General features: G+C 69.0%; 22 protein-coding genes. 11 read left to right on the forward strand and 11 right to left on the reverse strand.

The features are described from left to right. Nucleotides 1-68 precede the first annotated feature (68 nt). The 4 genes from DMH01_RS33090 to DMH01_RS33105 all read right to left on the reverse strand — a co-directional run bounded on the left by DMH01_RS33090 (nt 69) and on the right by DMH01_RS33105 (nt 3,854). Entirely contained in the window at nt 69-1,940 is a 1,872-nt protein-coding gene (locus DMH01_RS33090; RefSeq protein ID WP_125681770.1) for a S1 family peptidase, read from the reverse strand. Nucleotides 1,941-1,978: 38 nt separating this feature from the next. Beyond that, complete coding sequence (locus DMH01_RS33095; RefSeq protein WP_125681772.1) at nt 1,979-2,491, reverse strand: hypothetical protein; 513 nt, start codon at nt 2,489-2,491, stop codon at nt 1,979-1,981. After that, nucleotides 2,488-2,829 carry a helix-turn-helix domain-containing protein gene (locus tag DMH01_RS33100; protein WP_233621751.1) on the reverse strand — a complete coding sequence of 114 codons (342 nt, stop codon included), beginning with the start codon at nt 2,827-2,829 and terminating at the stop codon, nt 2,488-2,490. The genes DMH01_RS33095 and DMH01_RS33100 overlap by 4 nt, the downstream gene beginning before the upstream one ends. Before the next feature lie 164 nt (nt 2,830-2,993). Beyond that, on the reverse strand, nt 2,994-3,854 hold the full coding sequence (locus DMH01_RS33105) for a peptidoglycan DD-metalloendopeptidase family protein (RefSeq protein WP_125681774.1): 861 nt from the start codon (nt 3,852-3,854) through the stop codon (nt 2,994-2,996). Nucleotides 3,855-4,130: 276 nt separating this feature from the next. Here DMH01_RS33105 and DMH01_RS33110 point away from each other — a divergent pair, with 276 nt between their 5' ends. The 3 genes from DMH01_RS33110 to DMH01_RS33120 all read left to right on the forward strand — a co-directional run bounded on the left by DMH01_RS33110 (nt 4,131) and on the right by DMH01_RS33120 (nt 5,123). Then, nucleotides 4,131-4,313, forward strand: a complete 183-nt coding sequence (locus DMH01_RS33110; protein ID WP_125681776.1) for a hypothetical protein — start codon at nt 4,131-4,133, stop codon at nt 4,311-4,313. Between the two features lie 227 nt (nt 4,314-4,540). Further along, complete coding sequence (locus tag DMH01_RS33115; protein ID WP_158633270.1) at nt 4,541-4,933, forward strand: STAS domain-containing protein; 393 nt, start codon at nt 4,541-4,543, stop codon at nt 4,931-4,933. Beyond that, nucleotides 4,926-5,123 (forward strand): hypothetical protein, encoded by a 198-nt coding sequence (locus DMH01_RS33120; RefSeq protein WP_125681780.1) that lies wholly within the window; start codon nt 4,926-4,928, stop codon nt 5,121-5,123. The genes DMH01_RS33115 and DMH01_RS33120 overlap by 8 nt, the downstream gene beginning before the upstream one ends. Here the strand turns inward: DMH01_RS33120 and DMH01_RS33125 are convergent. Further along, a complete protein-coding gene (locus DMH01_RS33125; RefSeq protein ID WP_233621752.1) occupies nt 5,102-5,938 on the reverse strand; it encodes an SDR family oxidoreductase in 837 nt (278 codons plus the stop codon). The two genes, DMH01_RS33120 and DMH01_RS33125, sit on opposite strands and share 22 nt — an antisense overlap. A gap of 217 nt (nt 5,939-6,155) precedes the next feature. Between DMH01_RS33125 and ligD the strand changes: the two genes are divergently transcribed. After that, on the forward strand, nt 6,156-8,144 hold the full coding sequence (ligD, locus tag DMH01_RS33130; protein WP_233621753.1) for a DNA ligase D: 1,989 nt from the start codon (nt 6,156-6,158) through the stop codon (nt 8,142-8,144). Nucleotides 8,145-8,185: 41 nt separating this feature from the next. On the opposite strand, the gene DMH01_RS33135 is transcribed toward ligD, so the two are convergent. After that, on the reverse strand, nt 8,186-9,463 hold the full coding sequence (locus tag DMH01_RS33135) for a serine hydrolase (RefSeq protein WP_125681785.1): 1,278 nt from the start codon (nt 9,461-9,463) through the stop codon (nt 8,186-8,188). 102 nt (nt 9,464-9,565) lie between these two features. On the opposite strand from DMH01_RS33135, the gene DMH01_RS33140 reads away from it, so the two are divergent. The 3 genes from DMH01_RS33140 (at nt 9,566) to DMH01_RS33150 (ending at nt 11,354) form a co-directional block, all read left to right on the forward strand. Then, nucleotides 9,566-10,195: a TetR/AcrR family transcriptional regulator gene (locus DMH01_RS33140; RefSeq protein ID WP_125681787.1), complete on the forward strand. Its 630-nt coding sequence runs from the start codon at nt 9,566-9,568 to the stop codon at nt 10,193-10,195. A 73-nt stretch (nt 10,196-10,268) separates the two neighbouring features. Next, nucleotides 10,269-10,778, forward strand: a complete 510-nt coding sequence (locus tag DMH01_RS33145; protein ID WP_125681789.1) for a phosphatase PAP2 family protein — start codon at nt 10,269-10,271, stop codon at nt 10,776-10,778. A gap of 144 nt (nt 10,779-10,922) precedes the next feature. Further along, nucleotides 10,923-11,354 (forward strand): DUF6292 family protein, encoded by a 432-nt coding sequence (locus tag DMH01_RS33150; protein WP_125681791.1) that lies wholly within the window; start codon nt 10,923-10,925, stop codon nt 11,352-11,354. Between the two features lie 15 nt (nt 11,355-11,369). Here the strand turns inward: DMH01_RS33150 and DMH01_RS33155 are convergent, their stop codons facing one another. Continuing rightward, nucleotides 11,370-11,828: an SPW repeat protein gene (locus DMH01_RS33155; RefSeq protein ID WP_125681793.1), complete on the reverse strand. Its 459-nt coding sequence runs from the start codon at nt 11,826-11,828 to the stop codon at nt 11,370-11,372. Nucleotides 11,829-11,963: 135 nt separating this feature from the next. Between DMH01_RS33155 and DMH01_RS33160 the strand changes: the two genes are divergently transcribed. From DMH01_RS33160 to DMH01_RS33170, 3 genes are all read left to right on the forward strand, one after another. Next, nucleotides 11,964-12,491: a hypothetical protein gene (locus DMH01_RS33160; protein ID WP_125681795.1), complete on the forward strand. Its 528-nt coding sequence runs from the start codon at nt 11,964-11,966 to the stop codon at nt 12,489-12,491. Between the two features lie 294 nt (nt 12,492-12,785). Beyond that, nucleotides 12,786-13,826: an ion channel gene (locus tag DMH01_RS33165; RefSeq protein ID WP_125681797.1), complete on the forward strand. Its 1,041-nt coding sequence runs from the start codon at nt 12,786-12,788 to the stop codon at nt 13,824-13,826. An 85-nt stretch (nt 13,827-13,911) separates the two neighbouring features. Next, nucleotides 13,912-14,409 carry a hypothetical protein gene (locus DMH01_RS33170; protein ID WP_125681799.1) on the forward strand — a complete coding sequence of 166 codons (498 nt, stop codon included), beginning with the start codon at nt 13,912-13,914 and terminating at the stop codon, nt 14,407-14,409. A 5-nt stretch (nt 14,410-14,414) separates the two neighbouring features. Here DMH01_RS33170 and DMH01_RS33175 read toward each other — a convergent pair whose 3' ends face one another. The 4 genes from DMH01_RS33175 to DMH01_RS33190 all read right to left on the reverse strand — a co-directional run bounded on the left by DMH01_RS33175 (nt 14,415) and on the right by DMH01_RS33190 (nt 18,357). Next, nucleotides 14,415-14,981 carry a PadR family transcriptional regulator gene (locus DMH01_RS33175; RefSeq protein ID WP_125681801.1) on the reverse strand — a complete coding sequence of 189 codons (567 nt, stop codon included), beginning with the start codon at nt 14,979-14,981 and terminating at the stop codon, nt 14,415-14,417. A 40-nt stretch (nt 14,982-15,021) separates the two neighbouring features. Next, a complete protein-coding gene (locus tag DMH01_RS33180) occupies nt 15,022-15,888 on the reverse strand; it encodes an alpha/beta fold hydrolase (RefSeq protein WP_125681803.1) in 867 nt (288 codons plus the stop codon). 22 nt (nt 15,889-15,910) lie between these two features. Beyond that, nucleotides 15,911-17,302: an NAD(P)/FAD-dependent oxidoreductase gene (locus DMH01_RS33185; RefSeq protein WP_125681805.1), complete on the reverse strand. Its 1,392-nt coding sequence runs from the start codon at nt 17,300-17,302 to the stop codon at nt 15,911-15,913. Between the two features lie 92 nt (nt 17,303-17,394). Next, the gene (locus DMH01_RS33190) at nt 17,395-18,357 is read right to left on the reverse strand and encodes a sensor histidine kinase (RefSeq protein WP_125681807.1); all 963 of its coding nucleotides are present in this window, start codon (nt 18,355-18,357) and stop codon (nt 17,395-17,397) included. A gap of 301 nt (nt 18,358-18,658) precedes the next feature. Between DMH01_RS33190 and DMH01_RS33195 the strand changes: the two genes are divergently transcribed. Continuing rightward, nucleotides 18,659-20,638 carry an amino acid transporter gene (locus DMH01_RS33195; RefSeq protein ID WP_125681808.1) on the forward strand — a complete coding sequence of 660 codons (1,980 nt, stop codon included), beginning with the start codon at nt 18,659-18,661 and terminating at the stop codon, nt 20,636-20,638. The last annotated feature ends 98 nt before the right edge of the window (nt 20,639-20,736 follow it).

The raw sequence follows: 20,736 nt of genomic DNA on the forward strand, positions 1-20,736 counted from the left end.
TCACTCACGACCCGCGCTTGACCCGCCCGAGAACAGTCCACGGTCGACCTTCGGCTCAAAAACCTTGATTACCAGCCGAAATTGCTCAGGCCGGTGCCGTACTGGATCTGGTTGAACCCGGCCGTGCCGACCGTCTTCGTGTGGGTCAGCGTGATCGCACCGACCGGATCGACGGCCACCGCGGGCTCGACGTCGGCGCTGGAGTTGGTCACCGGGGTGGTCCGCAGCGCCGGCAGCCTGCCGGTGGTGGTGCCGTCCGCGTTGACGCCTCGCACGTACACGTCGCCGCCGTACCGCCAGGCGACGACGGCGCGCCGCTGGCCGTCGATGCCGACCTTCGGTTCCGCCCCGTTCGGGCCGTAGTTGACGGCGCCCCCGGTACCCGCCGCGGTGTACGACCGGACCGCGACCTGCCTGGTGCCCGCGTTGTCGTTCTGCCAGCCGACGACGAAGTTGCCCGCGAAGTCGGCGGCGATGCTCGCGTCCCGTTGATCCCCGGTACCGCCGGGGGCGCGGTAGCCCAGCGACTCCGAGCCGTCCGGGGCGAAGCCGCGGATGCGGATGGCGAACGCACCGCTGCCGGTGTCCATTTCCCAGACCACGACGGCGTTTCCGTTCGCGCCCATCGCCACGTCGGGGTTCTGGCTGGGACCGGCGCCGGGGCTGATGATCTGTTCCCACTTCTTGAGGGTGATGGCGGAATAGAACGCCAGGCGCACCTGCTTCGGGGCGCCGTCCCAGGTTTCGAAGGCGATGGCGAAGCCCGTGCCGTCCGGGTCGGCGGCGATCCGGGGGTTCTGCTGCTGTCCGGCCGCGTTCGCGTTGACCGTGGCCGCGCCGGTCTCGCGTGCGCTGGAGTCGAACGTCTTCACCTTGATGTCGTAATACCCGTTGCCGTCGTGGTCGTCCGCGTAGGTGACGATGGTCGTGCCGTCGTCACGGACCGCGACGTCCGGCTGGATGTGCTTCCAGTTCGCCGCTCCGGTCGAGGTGACCGCACGGGTGAACTTGGGCTGCCCGTTCTGGTACAGCCGCAGGTAGACGTTGGTGCCGACGGTGTCGGCGGGAGTGGTGCCCAGCCGGTCGTCCTCCCAGACCACCGCGGTCGTCGCGCCGTTGCGCGAGGTCGCGACCGCCGAGTCGGTCTGGTTGTCGCCGGAGACCGTGGCCGCGTCGGTCCAGTGGACGCCCAGCGCGACGTTCGCGATCCACGGCCGCACGTCGTCGACGCGGGTGTCGACGGCCCCGGTCCGGGTCTCGGTCGACGGCGTGCCGAAACAGCCGCCTTGCCAGGAGCGGCTGTTCACCGCGGCCACCTCGACGCCGGAGCCGGTGGTGCGCAGCGCGGGACCGCCGGTGTCACCGGCGCAGACGGCGGCGCCGTTCTGCCCGGTGAGCGCGAGGTTCCCGCCGGTGACCGCGTCGACCGTGAAGGTGCCCACGTGCTGACGCAGCGGTGCCCACTCGGTGGTGGTGCGGCCGTAGGCGGGGAGTGTCAGTTGCTCGCCTGCCGCCGGGGCGGTCGCGCTGACCGCGACCGGGGTGACACCCGGGACGGAAAGGTTGAGCTGGGCCATCATCAGGTCCCGTGACTCGTGCGGGACCAGGCGGAGCACGTTCCGCACCACGCCGGCGGTGGTCGTGAGATCGGGGCGGCCGATGGTCGCGGTGACGGGCTGGGGCGGGGTGCCCGACGGCGGAAGGCCCGTGCCGGGAGTGGCCGCGAAGCAGCTCGCGGCGGTGAGCACCCAGCCAGGTGCGACCAGCGCGCCCGTGCAGGCGCGGGCGCCGCCGCCGATGTCCAGCCGCACGACGAACGCGTGGTCGGAGTCGCCTCCGACGACGGCCGCCGCGGGTGCGGTCGTCACCGCGGTGGCGGCCAAGGCCAAGCCGGACACCAGGGCCAGTCTTCTCGAGCGGGCACGGACGGGTCTTGTCATGACTGAGTTCCTCACACGGTGCGGGAAGCGGTGGCCGGTCAACGGGAGACCTTGATTTCCAGGAGCGTGTACTCGCCGCCGGTGCCCTCCGGGTCGGCCTCGCCGACGCCCGCGTAGCTGTTCGGCGGCACCTTGTACGTCTTCGTCGTCCCGTCGTCGGGAGTCAGCACGACGTCGCTGGTGAAGTTCCCGGTGCTCACGCCGTAAACGGACGGCATCTCGACGGTCAGGTGGCCGGTCTTCCCGGAGACGCGGAAGCACACGTAGCCGGATCCGGGCTGGCCCCGCTCGGCGATCCGCAGCAGATCCGGATCCGTCGTGTCGGCGGGGCAGGTGGCGAGCAGCACGATGTGGCCGTCGCCGCGTTTGAGCAGAAACCCGCGCTCCGCCTGGATTTGCGCGGCTTGCGGGTAGTTGAAGTCCTCGATCGCGAGTGGTGGCAGGTCGTCCGCCTGTGCGGTCGCGTCGGCACCGGCGGACACGGCGCCGACGGCGAAGGCGACGAGAGCGGCGAGCGTGGCGGCCATCGCCGCTCTCAACGGATGCTTCATTCGGGTCTCCTCTTGCGGTGGGTGGTCGGTCGATAGGAAGCCGCTGCTCGTTCGAATTCGGCGCGAGCCTGGCCGGTCAGGCCGAGACCGGCCGCGATGAGCCGGACCGTGTCGCGGCGGGGCCTGCCGACCCGGCCGTGCTCGAGGTCCCTGATCGCTCGGACGCTGACGGTGGAGCGGGCGGCGAGAAGCCGCTGGGTCGTGCCGAGACTGTGCCGGTGGCTTCGCAGCAATTTGCCGAAGCGGGTCGGGCTTTCATTCGCCGGGGTCGTCGCCTCCAGCGCGTACAGCATGGTCGCTTGCCTGCCGGGCAGGATGGTGTGAACACCTTGAGTCACTGGCGTCCTCCGCGTTCGCTCAGCGACTCGCGTCACCGATGCCGCATCATGGTCGGAAAGCGGCAGGGCACGGACAACCGGAAACTTCCCCGAAGAAGTGCCGGTTCGGCTTCAGGACGTCGGGTGCCCGCTCGGCCCGGGCGGGCGGAGCGGGCTTGACGACGTCATCCGCAGCAGATGTTGTAACCGTGGTTCCGCCAGAACAACGACGGGCTCGGGTTGTCGAGAACCGGGTCGCCGGTGCTGTCCGACGCGCTCTCGTGCCTGCCCGGCCGGTATTCGACATGCGTGTGCGTGGCGGTGGCGCCGCGATACTCCTCGGTGCCGATCTGCCGGCCACGGCTGACGAACTCACCGACCGCGAGCCCGTTCGACGGATTGAGATGCAGATAGATGATCGTGAAATCCTGATCCCGGTTGTAGATCGCCAGCGTGGACAGGCCGCCGCTGCCGTTGCTGCCCTCGGTCTTCCTGATCACGGTGCCTTGGGTCATGGAGTACACGGGAACACCGAAGCCGCGCGCGAAGTCGATCCCCTCGTGCCTGCCGGAAGTGTTCACGTAGCCGTCGAAATAGGAGGTGATGCGGCCGGAATCGCTGTGGTACAACCCGGTTTCCAGCCAGTCGTTCCCCACCAGGCCGAGCATGTGCCCGGCGTTGTCGTTGTACGTCGAGGTCAGGTTGCCCTTGGCGCCGTGCGTGAACGAGTCGATCGGGCCGGTCCAGCCGTTCTTGAAGAACACGGTGACCACCGCGTCCCTCCGGTTCCACACCGAGGCCGCGTTGTTCCGCACGCACAGGCCCTTCCCCGCACCCGCGCCGAGGAAGTGATAGCAGTCGGCGCCCGTGCCGTAGTTACCGACCGACGCGTCGAAATCGCTGACCGATCCCTGCTGATTGCTGTTGTAGTACAAGCAGAACTCGCCGTCCTCGCAGACGCCGTTCCGTGCCGTCGCGGCCTGCGCCGACGGGGTGACCAGGAGAGTGCTGCTCAACGCCAATGCCACACCGAGCAGTCCGACCATGAATCTTCTCAACGACGTTCCCTTTCTCCTTGAACGTGGCGGATCAGCCGGTGCGCGACGCTACGGACGTGATGGGTGCCAGGGGAAGGCGTCAAGGGCAAACTGCCGCTTGTTCGGCGGCGGCAGGAGAATTGCTCCACCAATTTCGCGAAGGCTTCGCCGGAAAAGGCGACGGTCCTGAATCCAGCCGCACCAAGGGATCGGGGCGTTCTTCGGTCATCGGTGCCGCCGGACCGGTCCCGCCACCACATCCGGCCGGGCCGGTGGTGCTGGGGGATGCCCGACGCGAACGGGCCCACCGCGCGCGGCTCCCGGTTTCCCGGCGGCCTGGTCGCGGAGCCGGTGATAGGCGGTGATCACCGCCGCGAGCCGCGCAAGGTGTCTGGCATCGTCGATCACTCCCCGGCAACGTTCCTCGTCCGGCACCAGGTCATGTACCGCTTCTCGCAATATCTATAGTACGCACTGTAGATTCTGTCGAGCGGTGGGTATAGCTATTCTGTAGTGACTGCCAACGACCCCGGGTTCCCTCTTCAGGCCCATGGACGTACACCGCCGCCCCTGATAAAACGGCAGGCACAGCGGTTGAGTCCACAGCCACTCCGTGCTCACCCGGGCCTGGCCGGCTTCCCCAGCTCGCCGAAGATTCTTTGCCCGGGCTCCGTCACAGCTGTCCGGGAGTTCCCGTGTCGACCTTCCTCGAATCACCCCCAGCGGCGCACCGAGACCGCACCACGCCCACCCGCACGACCTCGTTCCCCCAGCCGGATCCCGGCGGATCGCTCCGGCTCACGGTCACCCGGCCCGATCCCGCCACGGCCGTCATCGCGGTCGACGGCGAACTCGTCGCCGCCACCGCTCCCCGGCTCGCCCATCTGCTCGGTCCGCGATTGACGTCCGCTCTGCGCACCGTGGTGATCGACCTTTCCGCCGTCACCTTCCTCGACACCACGGGTCTCGGCGTCCTCGTCCACGCCTGGCATCAGGCGACCATCACCGGGCGGACCCTGAAACTGATCACCGGACCGGGAGGCGTCGAGCGCGCTCTGGAGAGCGCCGGCCTGGACACCCGTGCCTGACCAGGAGACCGAACTACCCGAAGCCGCGGCGACCGGCGGGGGAGTCCTGCTCGCCGTGGGGCCGGTGGTGGCCTTCTTCACCTGGTGGTCGTGGTGGACGGCGGCGGGTTTCGCGCTGACCGCGGCCGGCGCGCTCTGGCTCGCCTTGGCCGCCGTCGCGCGGAACGGTCACGGAGAGCGCCAGTCGTGAGCGGGGTACGCGGTTCCCGCCTGGGCGCCCATCAACATCAGGCCGCCGTCCACGACGAGTGACGCGCCGGTGATGTAACCGGCAGCGGGCCGCGCGAGGAACGCCACCGCCGCCGCGACCTCGTCGGCGTGCCCGGTCCGGCCGAGGGGGATGCCGGGCCGTTCCTGCTCGCGAGGGTCCGCGTCGGTCTGCCCGGTCATCGGGGTGGAGATCTCGCCCGGCGCGACGGAGTTCACCGTGATCCCGTGTTCCGCCAGTTCCAACGCCAGCACCTGGGTGAGCGCGCCCGCGCCGGCCTTCGCCGCGCAGTACAGTGCCGCCCCCACGCGGGGAACGTGCTCGTGGACGCTGGTGATGGTGATGATCCGGCCGCCGTGCGCGGCGTCGACCATATGCCGCGCCGCGCGCTGGGCGCAGAGGAACACCCCGTCGAGGTCGACGTCCAGCACCTGCCGCCAGCGGTCGTAGGCCATGTCGATCGCCCGTTCGGTGCTGCCGGTCCCCGCGCAGTTGACCAGGACGTCGATTCCGCCGAGGTCCTCGGCGAAGGCGTCGACGACGCTCGCCGCGCCGGGCAGTTCCGTCAGGTCGAGCCGGCGTACGTACGCTGCCACGCCCTGTTCCCGAACCTCGGCGGCGGTGGATTCCGCGCCATCCGCGTCGGAGTGATAGGTGATGCCGACGTCGAGACCGTCCTTGGCGAGGGCGACGGCCACCGCGCGGCCGATCCCCGAATCGGAGCCGGTGACGACGGCGCGCCTCGGCGGTTCGGCCTCGGTGGGCAACGGGGCGGGGGCGGCTTCATGACCGTTCACGGCTTTCTCCCTTCGGCACGACTCCTCAGCCCATACCCGGTGGGTCGACGGCGAAACGATCCGGCGGGAGCGCGGTGTTAGGCCGTTCGGGTTACCGTCGACACAGGCCATCGGACGAGTGCGTTCGTCCTGGTCTGCTCGGTGACGGGAGCTCGTGATGACGCGGAAGTCGGCAAGCGGCCGGGATGAAGCGAATACGCCCGGTTGGGTGGAGCCGATGCTGGCCAAGCCGGACGGAGGACGGCTGCGTGAGGGGCCGGAGTGGGCGTACGAGTACAAGCTCGACGGCTACCGGGCGTGCATGAGGATCGCCGCCGACGGCACCACGGTCCTGACCAGTCGCAACGGGATCGACTTCACCGACGAGTTCCCGGGCCTCGCCGGGGTCCTCACCGAGGCCTTGGACGGGCGGAGCGCCGTGCTGGACGGCGAGATCGTCGTCTACAACGACGCGGGACAGATCGACTTCGGGATGTTGCAGGAGCGCCGCGGCCGCTATCAGACCCATCGCGGTTCCGTTCGCCGCGACGAGCCGTTCGAGGACGTGCCGGTCCGGTTCCTGGCCTTCGACCTGCTGCGGCTCGGTGACGTCTCCTTGCTGGGCGAACCGTACGACGAGCGGCGCGGGCGGTTGACCCGAATCCCGATGCCGGACCCGTACCGGGTGGAAGTGGTACGCGGCTTCACCTTCACCGACCTCGCCGCCGACCGCCGGACGCCGCGGCATCTGCTCGAGCATGTGCGGGCCAGTGGTCACGAGGGTTTGATCGCGAAGCTTCGCACCGCCGCTTACACCCCGGGCCGCCGCAGCGACGCCTGGGCGAAGCACCCGCTGATCCAGACGACCGAGGTGATCGTCTGCGGTTACCGGCCAGGGCAGGGACGGCTGCACGGAAGGATGGGCGGGCTGCTGCTGGGCGCCCACGACCCGGACACCGGCGCCCTGGTCTATATCGGTGACGTCGGCACCGGGTTCACCGAAGCCGAACGCGGCCGCCTGCAGGCCCGGCTCGACGGCCTCGAGCGGAAACGGCACCCGTTCGCCGTCGCGCCGCCCCGGGCCGACACCGCGCGGGCGCACTGGGTGAAACCCGTCCTGGTGGGCGAGGTGGTGTTCCGGCAGTTCACCCGCGGCGCCGGACGACTGCGGCACACCTCGTGGCGCGGACTGCGCGAGGACAAGCATCCCGCCGAGGTACTGGCACCGCGAAGGGAAGTGCCATCCGCCGCCGAGCCTCCAACGAGCGACCGGGCGAAGGCCGAACCCGCGGTCGAGGAGCGGCCCGCGGCGTCACCGACGAGGGGAACGAAGATCACCGTCCAGGCCGGTGGGCGGCGGCTGACCCTGTCCAATCTGGACAAGGTGCTGTACCCGGACGGATTCACCAAGGGGGAGGTCGTCAACTACTACTCCCGGATCGCGCCGATCCTGCTGCCACATCTGGCGGGCCGCCCGGTGACGTTCATCCGTTTTCCCGGCGGGGTCGGCGGTGAGCAGTTCTTCGAAAAGAACGTTCCGCACGGCGCGCCAGGGTGGTTGCCGACCGTCCGGATCGCCCGCGGCGGCACGCGTGGTCCGAGGGAGCCGATCACGTATGCGTTGCTGGACGAACTGGCCGCCGTGGTGTGGGCGGCGAACATGGCCGCCCTCGAACTCCACGTTCCACAATGGACCGTCGCGGGCGACGGTACCCGCCGTCCGCCGGACCGGCTGGTGTTCGATCTCGACCCCGGCCCGGGAACCTCGATCGTGCACTGCTGCCGCGTCGCCGAACGGCTGCACGCCGCACTGGCCGAAGACGGGCTGTCCGCGCTGGCGAAGACATCCGGTTCGAAGGGCATGCAGCTCTACTGCGCCGTCACCACCGACGATCCCGCCGCTCCGTCGGCCTACGCCAAGAAACTCGCGCAGCGCCTGGCCCGCGAGACACCGGACCGGGTGACCGCCGTGATGGCCAAGGCGCAGCGGACCGGGCGGGTGTTCATCGACTGGTCCCAGAACAATCCCGCCAAGACCACGGTGGCGCCGTATTCCCTGCGCGGCCGCGACCGTCCCACCGTCTCGACTCCGGTCACCTGGGACGAGGTCCGCGCCTGCCGTCGCGCGACACAGCTGGTGTTCACCGCCGACGACGTGCTCGACCGCGTCGGCGAACACGGCGACCTGCTCGCCGGACTCGACGGCACAAGGGCTGCTCTGCCTTAGCGCACAAGGGTTCGAGTGAGGGGCTCGAAGGCGGGGGCGATTCAGCCGATGCCGAACGCGCCGAGAAGTACTTCGGGGTCGGCGAACTGGCCGGGCCGGACGTCGAAGTTGTACTCGGGACGGTAAGGCCCCGGGTCGGGCAGGCCCAGGTCGGTGAAGGCTCGGCCGAGCAACCGGAAAAAGCCGTGGTGGAGCTCGCTGTTCGGGCTGATCGACTGCAGGGTGGCGGGGTCGAGGGAGTGGTCGCCGAGTACACCGGTCCAGGTGACGACGAGGCCGAGACTGGGCACGACGAAGTTGCTCTGATGCAGGAAACCGACCGTCGCATAGGCGTCGGAAGGCATCCCTGCCAGCGGGGCTTGCGAGTAGACATGGCGTGAGGGGATGGACGGTCCGACGCACGGGGCTCGATTGAGCCAGAACAGGTGGCTGTAGCAGGGATTCGTGTCCGACGGCTTGGTGGCCCGGGTGAGGTAGCCCGGGGCGAAGACCTGCTTGCCGCGCCAGTCGCCGTTGTTGAGCAGCAAGAGCCCGACTCGCGCGAGGTCGCCGGGCTTGAGGTACAGATTGGCGAATCCATAGGTGTTCCCGGTGCGGTCGCGCAACCAGACGTAGTCGGAACGGGAGATGCCGATCGGGCCGAACAGGTTGTGCTGGGCGAACGTCTGCAGGTCCTGTCCCACCGCGCGTTCCACGACATGGGCCAGCAGGTCGACCGGCCGCTGGCCGTAGTCGAAGTAGGTTCCCGGCTCACGCACGATCGGCAGCGCCAGGGCTTGTTTGACGACATTCGTATCCAGGCCGAGCACACTTGACGCGGCTTCGGTACCGATGGACTGTTTCAGCCCGGATTCCTGGTTCAGCAACTGCCGGACGGTTATCGCGCGGTGGGCGGCGTCGCCCCAGCCCGCCCCGGCGGGCAAGTACCGTCCGATCGGGGCGTCCAGCTCGATCCTGCCCTGGGTGTGCGCGATACCGGCCAGAATCGAGACCACGCTCTTCGTGGAGCTCCACACGTTCAACGGCACCGTGTTCGTCACCGGGTTCAAAGGGCCCTCGGCGACCAGGCAGTTGAAGCGGAAAACCCGTACCGACAACCGGTTCCGGGAGGCGGCGAACCGGATCGCCTCGGCCAGTTTCGTGGCATCCATGCCGACCTGGGCCGGTGTCGCCGTCCGCGGTTCCGCTCCGCCGGCGGGCAGTGCGCAACGCAGCGGTTCGCCGGGCGGGCCCGAGGCCGCCGCGGGCACGCCGCAGAGCCCGGCGGTGAGCAAGACGGCCACGCTCGACACGAGCGTCCGGAGACGTACGGACCGCATTGTCCACCCCGCTTGTCGCTATGACGGGCGCGGTGACCTGCACCGCTGGCTTTACCCGACGGTAAAGCTAACATCACTTTACCGTCGGGTAAAGTGGCGGCCGTGACACAGCGAGCCGGCCACGAGGGGCGACCGTCGGATGATCAGCTGCTGGACACGGCATGCGCGGTGTTCGCCGAAACCGGATTCCGCGGGGCGTCCATGGCGTTGATCGCCGCCACCGCCAACTCCACCAAACCCACGCTGTATGCCCACTTCGGCAACAAGCAGCAGCTGTACCGGACCTGCCTGGACCGGGAAGCGGGCAAGCTGGCGCAGTGGTTTTCCGACGTCTACCGGCGATCGGAGAACTTGCCGCTGCACCAGCAGGTACGGGCCGACATGCGGGCCTTCTTCGACTACGCCGCCACCCATCCCGACGGGTTCCGGCTGCTCTTCGACTCGCAAGGCTCCGTGGACAGCGTCGAGGTGCGCGAGAAGCTGCAGCAAGCGATGACCCAGCGCGTCGCACAACGGATCCGGGCCGTCCTCGGCGGGCGTCCGGCGGCGAGTGCCGAATTGCTCGCTGCGATGGTCGTCGGCATCGCGGTCCACGGTGCCCGCCACGCCCTGCTGATCCACCCGCTCGACCCCGCCAAAGCCGGTGAATTGGCCTCATCGCTCACCTATGCGGGATTGCGTCACCTCGACAGCGAACTCCTCGACGAACTCGACGGTGGGAGCGGACTTTGATCGGTCAAGAGCCGGTACCCCGAATGATCTTCGCCCATTCGGGGTAGTCGCTGACAGGAGGTGTCCACAACCGATGTGGCCGGAAGGCGAAGAGGCGCTACGGAAGCTGGACGACCATGGCCTGCCGACCTCGCGAGTGCATCCGGTCGTGGTCGCGACGACGACCGCGGCGCGAGGTGGCCTGCTGTGGTTCGTCGTCGCGGCCCTGCTCGCGGTGCGCCGGGGACCTTCCCGTCGCGCCGGGGTCTGCGGGTTGGTGGCCGCCGGTGCGGGCATGCTGAGCGGGCATCTGCTCAGCGCGCTGATACGCCGTCCTCGTCCCGCCACCCGTCGCCTGCCCGCCCGCGAATCCCTGCCGGAACGTCCTAATTCGTTCTCGTTCCCGTCGAAACACGCGGTGACGGCCGCCGCGTTCACCACCGCGGTCGCCCTTCGCTCGCCGAAGGCGGGCGCGGCCGTCGCTCCGCTCGCGTTCGTGGTCTGTTACGGCCGGGTCAGGACGCACGTCCACTGGCCGACCGACGTTTTCGGCGGGGTGGCCTTGGGGTTCGCCGTGGCGTATCGGCTTCGTGGCCGCCACTGAGTCCCCCGCGAAGCCGAAACCATCGCGAGGCCCGCGCATGGGATGCGGGTCCGGCGGGCACCCGCGTGGGCAGATGACTTCATTGCCGCGTCGAGCAGCCGGCGTCGCAGTGCCGGCGAGGACGAGCACAAGGTGGCGATCGGCATGGAACCGCAATCCGACGGAGTGGTGCTGAAAGGACTGCATCGCTATGTGAGCCTGGTGATCGAAGCGCTGGGATTGCACGGCGACGCGTATTGCGTCCAGCTCGAGCCGACGGCGAGCGCTTATGTCGCGCTCGAGCGAAGACTGCCGAGCAGGCCGGACCGCGATGTCGCGTTGCTGTGGGACGAACTGCACGGCTGGGCCTTGGCCGTCGAGACCGGCAGCGGTGAAGACCTGCTCATCGTCGGCTATCACGGTCTCGAACTGCTGCCGTCGCCCCGTGTGGTCGCTTCTTTCGCACAGCGCATGTTTTCGGACAGCCCGGAGGCGTCGCTCGATCCACCGGCGCTGGAAACGGCCGGGACAGAAGACGGGCTCATGCTCCGTCTGGCCGCCTACGCGGGCTACCGTCCGGCCGGCCGCGACCGGTGACGGGGCTGCCGACCGTCACCGGTGGGCCGGGCGGCGACGCGTCGACAGCGCCAGCGCGATTCCGGCGACCAGCACGATCGCGCCGGCGATCACGTTGCTCAGCCAGGTCGCCGTGTTCAGGGCCGGCATCCCCGGATATTCGAGCGGCACCAGGCCACGACCCCGGGAAATCACCCATGGCGAGCTCATCACCCAGGCGCCGAGTACCGGGATCACCCAGGCCACGGTGCGCAAGCCGGCGGAGCGGGCGCATCCGGCGGCGAAGAGGGCCAGCACGATGCCGCTGATCATGTTGGTCGCGGCCATGCCGAACGTGCCGGTGAACTCGATCACCCAGGGTGACAGGATCAAGTACACCCCCGCCAGCAGGACAAGCCCGATCGGCACCTCGGAAGAGCGGGCGGATCCGCCGGTCTCCTCCCGTGTCAGCGCGGGTGCTTGCTCGGTTTCGCGTGTGGTGGTCCGGATCGTCATGCTCGTTCACCTCCGCGTCGGTGCTCCGAACACATCGGCTACCCGGCACCTCCGGGCGACAAACCGCCGATCCGGGCGACGGCCGTTAGGGTCGGTAGCCGCATACTCGGCCGATCTCCGACGGGAGCCCGCTCGTTGTCCTACTTGGCAGATATCGTCGAGCCGCTGCTGGCGCGGGGATACGTGGACGAGAAGACGCTACTCGGCTGTTCCGATCAAGAGGTCGAGTCGTTGATGGCGGCCCAAGGCGTGGCCACGCTGCCGGCACGTTACGTCGAGTTCCTGAAGTTCGGTGGAAAGAACCCGTACTGGCTGAGTCAGGACGGCGAGTGGGATTACGGATGGCTCCTTGAGGCAAAGGAGATCGCCCGGGAAATCGTCGTCGACGACTACGAGGGGGACTTCGCCCCTTTCGAGGATGCCTTCGTCTTCCAGACGCACCAGGGGTACATGTTCTCTTACTTCACGGAGGACGATCTGGCCGAAGCCGATCCGACGTACTCCATTTTCTGTGGGGACCAGCCGATAGCGGACAGCCGGAAGACGTTCACGACCTGGATCCGCGATCTCGCCGAAGCACTTCCAGGGATCGTCGAACTCAGGAAGTCGATGTATGGCGTATGGAAGGTTCCCGACCTGGGGCCGGGTTCAGAGCCGGTCTAGCTCAGCCGAGTTGCGCCGATGGAGAACTCGGCCGTCTGATCGGCAGGCCCACCACGCCGATCGCCGACTCGATCGCCCTCGCGTTGAAGGACTGAAGGCCCGAGCGCTGTCGCGTCAACCGGTCGCCGGTGGACAGTCCTTTTCAGACACACGCTTCCTCATGACGATATCCGCCGTAGCGGTCCGGTAACGTCCGTTGCGCCGCTGGGAACGGTGTGGTCTGGTAACGGAATCCGCGGTCGGGGTGGAGCGAGTTCGAGTGAGCTCGCGGTCGCGGCCGGTGAGGAGGCGGGGGTGTCGTTCGTCTTGGCGCGGCTGCTGGCCCGCTGGGTGTTGCAGCAGGGCTGGCTGCTTCCGGTCGTCGTGGTCGTCTTCGTCTTCGCGACCAGCTGGCCGCTGATGGTGCTGGCCGAACCCGCGGGAGCCGAGCTCGTCCGGCCGGGGAACTACTGGTGGTACTTCGTGGTCACGGCCGCGACAGTCGGATACGGCGATTTCTCTCCGGAAACCACCGCGGGCCATTTCGTCGGGGCCTATGTCATCATCGGCGGGATCGCGACGCTCACCACGGTGTTCACCAAGCTCGCTTCCAGGCTCGAACAGACGAAGGGACGGCGGATGCAGGGGATGGAAGCCGTACGGGCGAGCGGGCACACGCTCCTGATCGGCTACACGGCAGGCCGCACCGAGCGCATCGTCGCGCAACTCATCGCCGACGGCGTGACCGGGCTCGTCCTTTGCGCGAGCGACGAAGTGCAGGTCCACCCCATGCCGTCGCAGCCGGTGGACTTCGTCCGTGGCGAGCCGACCGCGGCCGACGTGCTGGCCCGGGCCGCGGTCGGGGCGGCGAGCACCATCCTGGTCGACATGGGCGACGACAACGAGGCCTTGGCCGTCGCGGTGACCGTCGACCACGCGAACCGGTCGGCGCATGTCGTGGTGACGTTGCGGGACATGGAGAAATCCGAGCTGGTCCGCTATGTGGATCCGCGGATCAAGTGCGTGCAGTGGCACACACCGCGGATGGTCACGGAAGAACTGACCTCGCCGGGAATCGCCGAGGTCTACTCCGAGCTGATGACGGCGGGCGGGGCCGGGACGTACTCGGTGAGTCTGCCCGAGTCGCTGGGGCGGTTGAGCACCGAGAAATGCCGGTTGGCGCTGGGCCGCGCTTTCGGCGCCACGGTGCTGGCCGCGCGGACCGACGACGACCTGGTGGTCAATCCGTCGTGGGACGGCGATCTCCCGGCCGGATCAGTGCTCTACTACGTCAGCCCCCGGCGCCTCTCGGGCGCGGAAATCGAAACGGCTCTGCGAGGCACGACCGCAGGCTAGTGCTGACCGCACTGGGGAAGACGCCTTGCCTCCGGCGCGTGCGGGATCTTGAATCCTCACGCACTCACCGGAAATGGGGTCTCCTGTGTTCCGTCGCAAGATCGCGGCCGTCGCCATCGCGGTGGCCACCGGGTTCGGTCTGACCGTGACGGCCGGTACCGCCTCGGCCGACACAGTCACCCAGACCTGCTATGTCAACGGTTCGGACATCGGCCGGACGGTGAACGTGACGATCACCGTGCCCGCCACCGTCACGCGCGGCGTGCCCGTACCGGTCTTCCTCAAGGTCAGGGACGTCAAGGCCTGGACGGGCCGGCCACTGGGCGCGGGAGCGGTCATGGGCCTCGGGGTCATCAAGACGGGCGGCGCGGGCAGCGGCGAGTTCAAGGTCGATCGGCTGACCAACCCGACGGCGATCCCGGTCGGTGAACACTGGTACATCGAGGGCACCGAGCAGGTCGCCTTCACGACTCCGGGCACGATCACGCTCGGCCTTCGCATGTTCGGCCATCCGATCTACTACGGATGCTCGATCCCGATGGGGCAGGAGCCGCCGGTGGCCGCGACGGTGACGGTGACCTGACCGGCTTATTCGTGGCCGGCGCGTGCGGCGTGCTGGAGTCGTTCGATGGTTTCGTCGATCCAGTCCACCCAGGTCTGGGCCATCATCTCGCCCGCCCGGCGGACCGAGTCCCAGATGAGGGGATCGAGTTCGCCGCCGCCGGTGAGGGCCGCGGCCGCCGCGATCTGGTCCGGCAGCTCGACGGCGAGCCGCTCGCGATCCTTGACGTGGAGGTCGCGCATGACCCGGAGCTGGGTCACGGTGTCCTCCAGGGAGCGGGATCCGGCGAAGAAGAAGCGGACCATGAAGGGCACGCGGACTGGGTCGAGTTCGGTGACCAGCTCGCTCAGCCAGGAATCGAACGCCGCCCGCCCGGCGTCGGTGACCGTGTACACGCGGCGGTCCGGCCTGCTCTGCTGTGGCTCCACTTCGGACACGACCAGCTCGCTGTCCTCGAGCTGGCTCAACGTGCGGTAGATCTGGCTGAGCTGGGCGGGCCAGACGAAGTGGATGCTGCCGCGGATCGCGGTGGCCAGGTCGTAGCCGGACATCGGCTGCCGGAGCAGGAAACCCAGCAGGGCGAATCTGAGCATCGGGCTCCTTCCGGCGGGAGACCCGGAGAATAGCAATCGATCAGCTCCGGTCCGCGTGCCGTGCGAACCAGGCGGCGAGGAGCTCGGTGACGTGCCGGGGTCGTTCGCGGTGCGGCCAGTGTCTCGTGTCGAGCCAGTGCAGTTCGGAGCGTTCGCACCGGGCGGCACTGGGTTCGGCGAGATGCCCGCCGAGCGCACCGTCGCGGCGTCCCCAGATGATCTGGGTCGGCACGCGTACCGTCAGGTCGGAGCCGGCGCGGCGCGAGTGCCACATCGTCCGGAACATCGCGCGGTACCAGAAAAGCGGTCGTTGGATCGTGCCGGGATGGCGCCAGACGGCGCGGTGCCGGTCGAGGTCGGCCTCGCTCAGCCGGGCGCCGTGTCCGAGCATCGCCGCGAGGACCGCGCCGCCGCGCGCGCCGAGGACGGCCTCGGCGAGGCCGGGGATCTGGAACGCCACCATGTACCAGCTCCGCAGCAGCTGGGAAGGCTTGCGCCGCAACGAGTCGGCGAACACCTGGGGATGCGGGCAGTTGACGATGGTCAGCGACCGGACCAGATCGGGCCGTTCGATCGCCACCGCCCAGGCCACCGCCCCGCCCCAGTCGTGCCCGACCAGATGGACCGGCGCCGCGTCCTGCCGCTCGATGAGGAGCACGATGTCGTTCACCAGCCGGGACATCTCGTAGTCGGCGACGGTGGCGGGTTTGGACGAAAGGCCGTAGCCGCGCTGATCCGGCGCCAGTGTCCGGTACCCCTGTTCGGCGAGCGCGGTCATCTGCGGCTCGAAGGTGAACCAGAGATCGGGCCAGCCGTGGAGGAACAGGGCGGCCGGACCGTCGTCGGGGCCGTCGGTCTCGACGTGCAGCAAGACGTCGTCGACGTCGACGAACTGGGGCCGGAACATGGGTCTCCTCGTTCGGACGGGTTCAGGCGGCGCCGAGTACGGCGGCGACGGTCGCGGACAGGGGACCGGGATCGCGGTCGCGCAGCGGCCGCAGCACCCGGCGGGCGATCCTCGGGGAACCGAGCGACGACAGCGGCCGGTGAAGATTGAGCACGTCGTTGAAGGCCGCCGCCACCTCGGGGTCCAGTGCCGCCGCCCGTTCCAGGCGGTTGCGATAGCCCTCACCGAACCTGGCCGTCCAAGGTGAGCGGACCCCTTCGGTCCGGCATCCGTAGCGGAGGTCCTCGCCGAGCGCGAGGCGCCACGCCTCGGTGGACGTGGCGGCGATGGCCCGTGCCGCCCGGCGCCCGAACCCCGCGTCGTCGCCGTCGGCGAGTACCCGGCCGAGCGCGGCCGCGGAGAGAGCGGCCACGCTCATTCCCTGGCCGTAGATGGGATTGGCCGCGCTGGCGGCGTCGCCGAGCGCGAGCACGCCGTCGGGCATTTCGGGAGCACGGTCGTAATGCCGCCGGGTGTTGCTGCGGACGCGGAAGGTGCGGATCGGGCCGGCCGGAGTCGATCGGCGAAGTGCCTCGGCCACCACCGGTGCCGTCAGCCGATCGGCGAAATCGCGCAGCTCGGCCAGATCCGCCGGAACCGGTCCCCGCCGGGCGATCGAGCCGAACGAGATGTGCAGCAAGCCGTGCTCGACGCGAAGGACGACGCCGCCGACGGAGGAGCCGGATTCGGCCTGGCCGCCGAGGATGGCCAGCCATTCGGGATCGAAGGACGGATCGGGTTCGGTGACCACGCTGACGTAGCGCACGTCGGAGTGGACGACCGAATGCGGTGGTGGCCGGTACCCGATCCGCTCGAGCCACTGCGGCAATGGCGAGTTCCGGCCCGACGCGTCGACCACCAGATCGGCGCCCAGCTCCTCGCCGGGCGTCCGGACACCGGTGACCCGGCGGCGGGACCGGTCGGTCAGCAGCCCGGTGGCCGGTGTCCGGTCCAGGATCGTGACGTTCGGCAGTTTCCGTACGCGGGCGCGGATCGCGTGCTCGAGCAGGATCCGGCTCGCCCCGAAACCTCCGCTCCACCAGGCGGGTATCCGGATGGTCGTCGCGCCGCGGACCAGGAAGAGCGAACGATCTCCCAGCGCGGGATCACCGGAACCGGGGGTGAGGGCGCCGCCTGCCGCCAGTTCCGCCGACAGGCCGGGGAACAGCCCGACCAGTACCCGGCGGCCGGAGCCCAGCAGGCCGTGCGCGTGGTGCGACTGAGGCACGAATCGCCGGTGCCCTGGCAGCTCCGGGAGCTCGTCACGCTCGACGACGACCACCTCGTCGTAGTGCTCGGACAGGACCCGTGCGGTCACGAGACCGGCGATCCCCGCGCCGAGCACCGCTGCCCGGCCGGCGCCTCGATAGGACATAGTTCATATATAACTTGTTGAGTATGACTGGTCAATCCGCCAACCGCCGGGAGTGACGACGGACCGATGGCGGCCGCGGGGAAACGAGGCGGTCAGCGCGGCGTGGTGGTGAAGCAGGCGCGGACGGTGGTGCCCCGTGGCCCGGTGTGGAGACGCACGAGGTCGGCCAGGTGGTTGATCAGCAGGAGTCCGCGGCCGCGCAGCTGCCCCGCGCGGGCGGGTCGGCGTCCGGCCAGTGGATCGGTCAGGTGGCCGGTGTCGCGGACTTCGCAGACCAGCAGGCCGGTCTCCGGCCAGACGCTGAGCCGTCCCTGCCCGCCGCCGTGGTCCACGCTGTTGGCGAGGAGTTCGGTGACCACGAGTTCGACGTCTCCCGCTCGATCGTCGGTGAGCCCCGCCCTCATTGCCTGACCGCGGGCCATCGCACGGGCTTCGGCCAGGGCGACGGCGTCGCCGGTGACGGCGTCGAGAGTGATGTACGCGGCGGGTACGGTCGGGACCGGTTCGGGCAGCGAAGTGTTGTAGCCGTTGATGATGCGGTCAGGGGCGTAGCCGGCGCTGATGCGTTCGCCGGTGGAGTCGATCAGGAGTGGGTGGGTGGCTTCGGCGTCGGTCAGTGCGCGGACGTCGAGGCGGGTGACGTCGTAGGGACAGAGGATGGTGACCTCGCGGCCGGTGAACGCCAGATTGATCAGTGCCTCGTGCTGTGCGCACGCCGGATATTCCAGCTCGGACCGTTCGGCCCAGATCGGTTCGCCGATGATGCGGACGCGCCGGGCGGGGTGCTCGTCGGCGAACGCCCGCAGGACGCCGGGGATGATCCGGCCGGGATTGCGGCCTTCTTCGGTCATGTCCAGCAGCCGGACCCGCTCGGCGTCCTCGCCCAGCGCGGTCCGCAGCAGGTCCAGGTTGGGGCCCGGCACCGAGACCGCGACCGGTTCGCCGCCGTCCAGGCCTTGCCGGATGAAGGGGACCGTGCCCGCCAGGTAGTCGTCCTGCCCTCGGTAGAACAGCGCGGGGTGGACGAAGGGGTCGGCGGCAGTGGTCGGATTCATCGTGACCGGGTGCCCTCGTGCGGCGGATTCATGTACTCCTCGGCTCTTGCTTCTCGTCGACAGCCTAATCGCCCGTGGATCCGGCCGTGCGCCTCCGGTGTCGGTAGCTGATCCGGCGTCTGGAAGGCGCGCCTGCCGGATGGCGGGTGAGGGCTGGAGCCCTTACGACACTTACGTTTTCTTTACGGTGGGCGCGGTGATTCTTAGCGCTGGTTCGTTAGTGTCCGCGTCGGTGTGCGGCCACCACGATGGGTCAGGGTGGCCCGCGGGAGGCGTACGTGCGATTCGGGGAGGGCACGGAATGACCGAGGTACCGGAGCATGCTGTCCCGGAGCGGGTGGAGAGCCCGGTCCGGCAGGCGGCGCCGTCGGGCAAGGTCGGCCGGTGGCTGATGGAGCACCGGGTCCAGCCGGTCGGGCCGGAGAGCCACGAGGAGCACACCACCCCGCAGTCGTGGTGGAAGGTCATGTGTCTCACCGGCGTGGACTACTTCTCCACGTTGTCGTATCTGCCCGGGATCGCCGCGCTGGCGGCGGGTGCGCTGTCGCCGCTGGCGACGTTGCTGATCGTGGCGCTGACGCTGCTGGGCATGCTGCCGATGTACCGGCGGGTGGCGAAGGAGAGCCCGCACGGCCAGGGTTCGGTCGCGATGCTGGAGAACCTGCTGCCGTTCTGGCGCGGCAAGATCTTCGTCTTGGTGCTACTGGGTTTCGTCGCGACGTCGTGGATCATCACGATCACGCTGTCGTCGGCGGACGCCACGGTGCACGCGCTGGAGAATCCGATCACCCCGTCGTTCCTGCACGGGCACGAGGTGCTGATCACGGTCGTCCTGCTGCTGATCCTGGGCGGGGTTTTCCTGCTCGGGTTCAGTGAGGCGGTCGGCGTCGCGATCCCACTGGTCGCGATCTTCCTGGTGCTGAACGCCGTTGTCGTGGTCGCCGGGGTCGGTGAGGTGATCGCCGATCCCGCCGCGTTCGATCGCTGGCTGGACGCGCTCACCTCCGGCGGAGGCGGGTTCGGCGGTGTCATCGGCCCGGCGATCCTGGCGTTCCCCTTGCTGGTGCTGGGTTTGTCGGGTTTCGAGACCGGTGTGAGCATGATGCCGCTGGTGGCGGCCAAGGGTGAGAACGCCGAGCAGCGGCTGGCGAACCGGATCCGCAACACCCGCAAGCTGCTCACCGCCGCCGCGCTGATCATGTCGGTCTACCTGATCGCGACCAGTTTCGTCACCACGGTCCTGATCCCGGCCGAGAAGTTCCAGCCGGGCGGCGAGGCGAACGGCCGCGCGCTGGCATACCTCGCGCACGAGTTGCTCGGCGAATGGGTCGGCACGGCCTACGACATCAGCAGCATCCTGATCCTGTGGTTCGCCGGGGCGTCGGCGATGGCCGGGCTGATCAACATCGTCCCGCGCTACTTGCCCGCGTACGGGATGGCGCCGGACTGGGCCCGTGCCGTCCGCCCGGTCGTGCTGGTCTACACCGCGATCTGCGTCCTGGTCACGATCATCTTCAACGCGGACGTCAACGCCCAGGCCGGGGCGTATGCCACCGGGATCCTCGCGATGATGGTGTCGGCGTCGGTCGCGGTGGCCATCTCCGCGGCGAAGAAGCGGCAGCGCAAGGCGGCGATCGCGTTCGCCGTGCTGACCCTGATCCTGATCTACGCCTTGGTGGAGAACGTCATCGAGAAGCCCGACGGGCTCACCATCTCCGCGTTCTTCATTCTCGGGATCATCGTGGTGTCGCTGATCTCGCGGGTCACCCGCACCACGGAACTGCGGGTTGACCACATCGAATTCGACGAGCCCGCGCGCCGGTTCGTCACCGATTCGATCGCGCACGACGGCGCGCTCACCATCATCGCGAACCGGCGCCAGGCCGGGGACGCCGACGAATACCGGGCGAAGGAAGCCGAGCAGCGCGGCCTGAACCCGGTACCGGGCGCCGCCGACGTCCTGTTCCTCGAAATCGACGTCATCGACCCGTCCGGCTTCAGCGACGTGCTGAAGGTGCGCGGTGTCGAGATCGAGGGATTCCGGGTGCTCCGCGCGGAAAGCCCCGCTGCCCCCAACGCGATCGCGGCCATCCTGCTCGCCCTGCGCGACAGCACCGGCGTGCGGCCCCAATGCCATTTCGAGTGGAGCGAGGGCAATCCACTCGGGCATCTGTTCCGCTACCTGATCCTCGGCCGCGGCGACACCGCCCCCGTCGTCCGCGAGATCATCCGCACCAGCGAACGCGATCCCGCGCTCCGCCCGGGAATCCACGTCGGCTGACGAGGGCCCCTGCCTGCGGTTTTCCGCTGTGGCGCAAAAGTCTCGTCGGCCGATGGGGAGAGGCGGCAGGCTGTTCCCGTGGCCCAGGGGAGGGCCAA

Origin of the sequence: Amycolatopsis sp. WAC 04182 (assembly GCF_003947465.1) — a bacterium.
Lineage (GTDB): Bacteria > Actinomycetota > Actinomycetes > Mycobacteriales > Pseudonocardiaceae > Amycolatopsis.

Bases quoted from the DNA above. Each gene is read 5' to 3' on its own strand.
- DMH01_RS33090 (WP_125681770.1), bottom strand. From the start codon at position 1,940: ATGACAAGACCCGTCCGTGCCCGCTCGAGAAGACTGGCCCTGGTGTCC.
- DMH01_RS33095 (WP_125681772.1), bottom strand. From the start codon at position 2,491: ATGAAGCATCCGTTGAGAGCGGCGATGGCCGCCACGCTCGCCGCTCTC.
- DMH01_RS33105 (WP_125681774.1), bottom strand. From the start codon at position 3,854: ATGGTCGGACTGCTCGGTGTGGCATTGGCGTTGAGCAGCACTCTCCTG.
- DMH01_RS33110 (WP_125681776.1), top strand. From the start codon at position 4,131: ATGCCCGACGCGAACGGGCCCACCGCGCGCGGCTCCCGGTTTCCCGGC.
- ligD (WP_233621753.1), top strand. From the start codon at position 6,156: ATGCTGGCCAAGCCGGACGGAGGACGGCTGCGTGAGGGGCCGGAGTGG.
- DMH01_RS33135 (WP_125681785.1), bottom strand. From the start codon at position 9,463: ATGCGGTCCGTACGTCTCCGGACGCTCGTGTCGAGCGTGGCCGTCTTG.
- DMH01_RS33145 (WP_125681789.1), top strand. From the start codon at position 10,269: ATGTGGCCGGAAGGCGAAGAGGCGCTACGGAAGCTGGACGACCATGGC.
- DMH01_RS33150 (WP_125681791.1), top strand. From the start codon at position 10,923: ATGGAACCGCAATCCGACGGAGTGGTGCTGAAAGGACTGCATCGCTAT.
- DMH01_RS33155 (WP_125681793.1), bottom strand. From the start codon at position 11,828: ATGACGATCCGGACCACCACACGCGAAACCGAGCAAGCACCCGCGCTG.
- DMH01_RS33175 (WP_125681801.1), bottom strand. From the start codon at position 14,981: ATGCTCAGATTCGCCCTGCTGGGTTTCCTGCTCCGGCAGCCGATGTCC.
- DMH01_RS33180 (WP_125681803.1), bottom strand. From the start codon at position 15,888: ATGTTCCGGCCCCAGTTCGTCGACGTCGACGACGTCTTGCTGCACGTC.
- DMH01_RS33185 (WP_125681805.1), bottom strand. From the start codon at position 17,302: ATGTCCTATCGAGGCGCCGGCCGGGCAGCGGTGCTCGGCGCGGGGATC.
- DMH01_RS33190 (WP_125681807.1), bottom strand. From the start codon at position 18,357: ATGAATCCGACCACTGCCGCCGACCCCTTCGTCCACCCCGCGCTGTTC.
- DMH01_RS33195 (WP_125681808.1), top strand. From the start codon at position 18,659: ATGACCGAGGTACCGGAGCATGCTGTCCCGGAGCGGGTGGAGAGCCCG.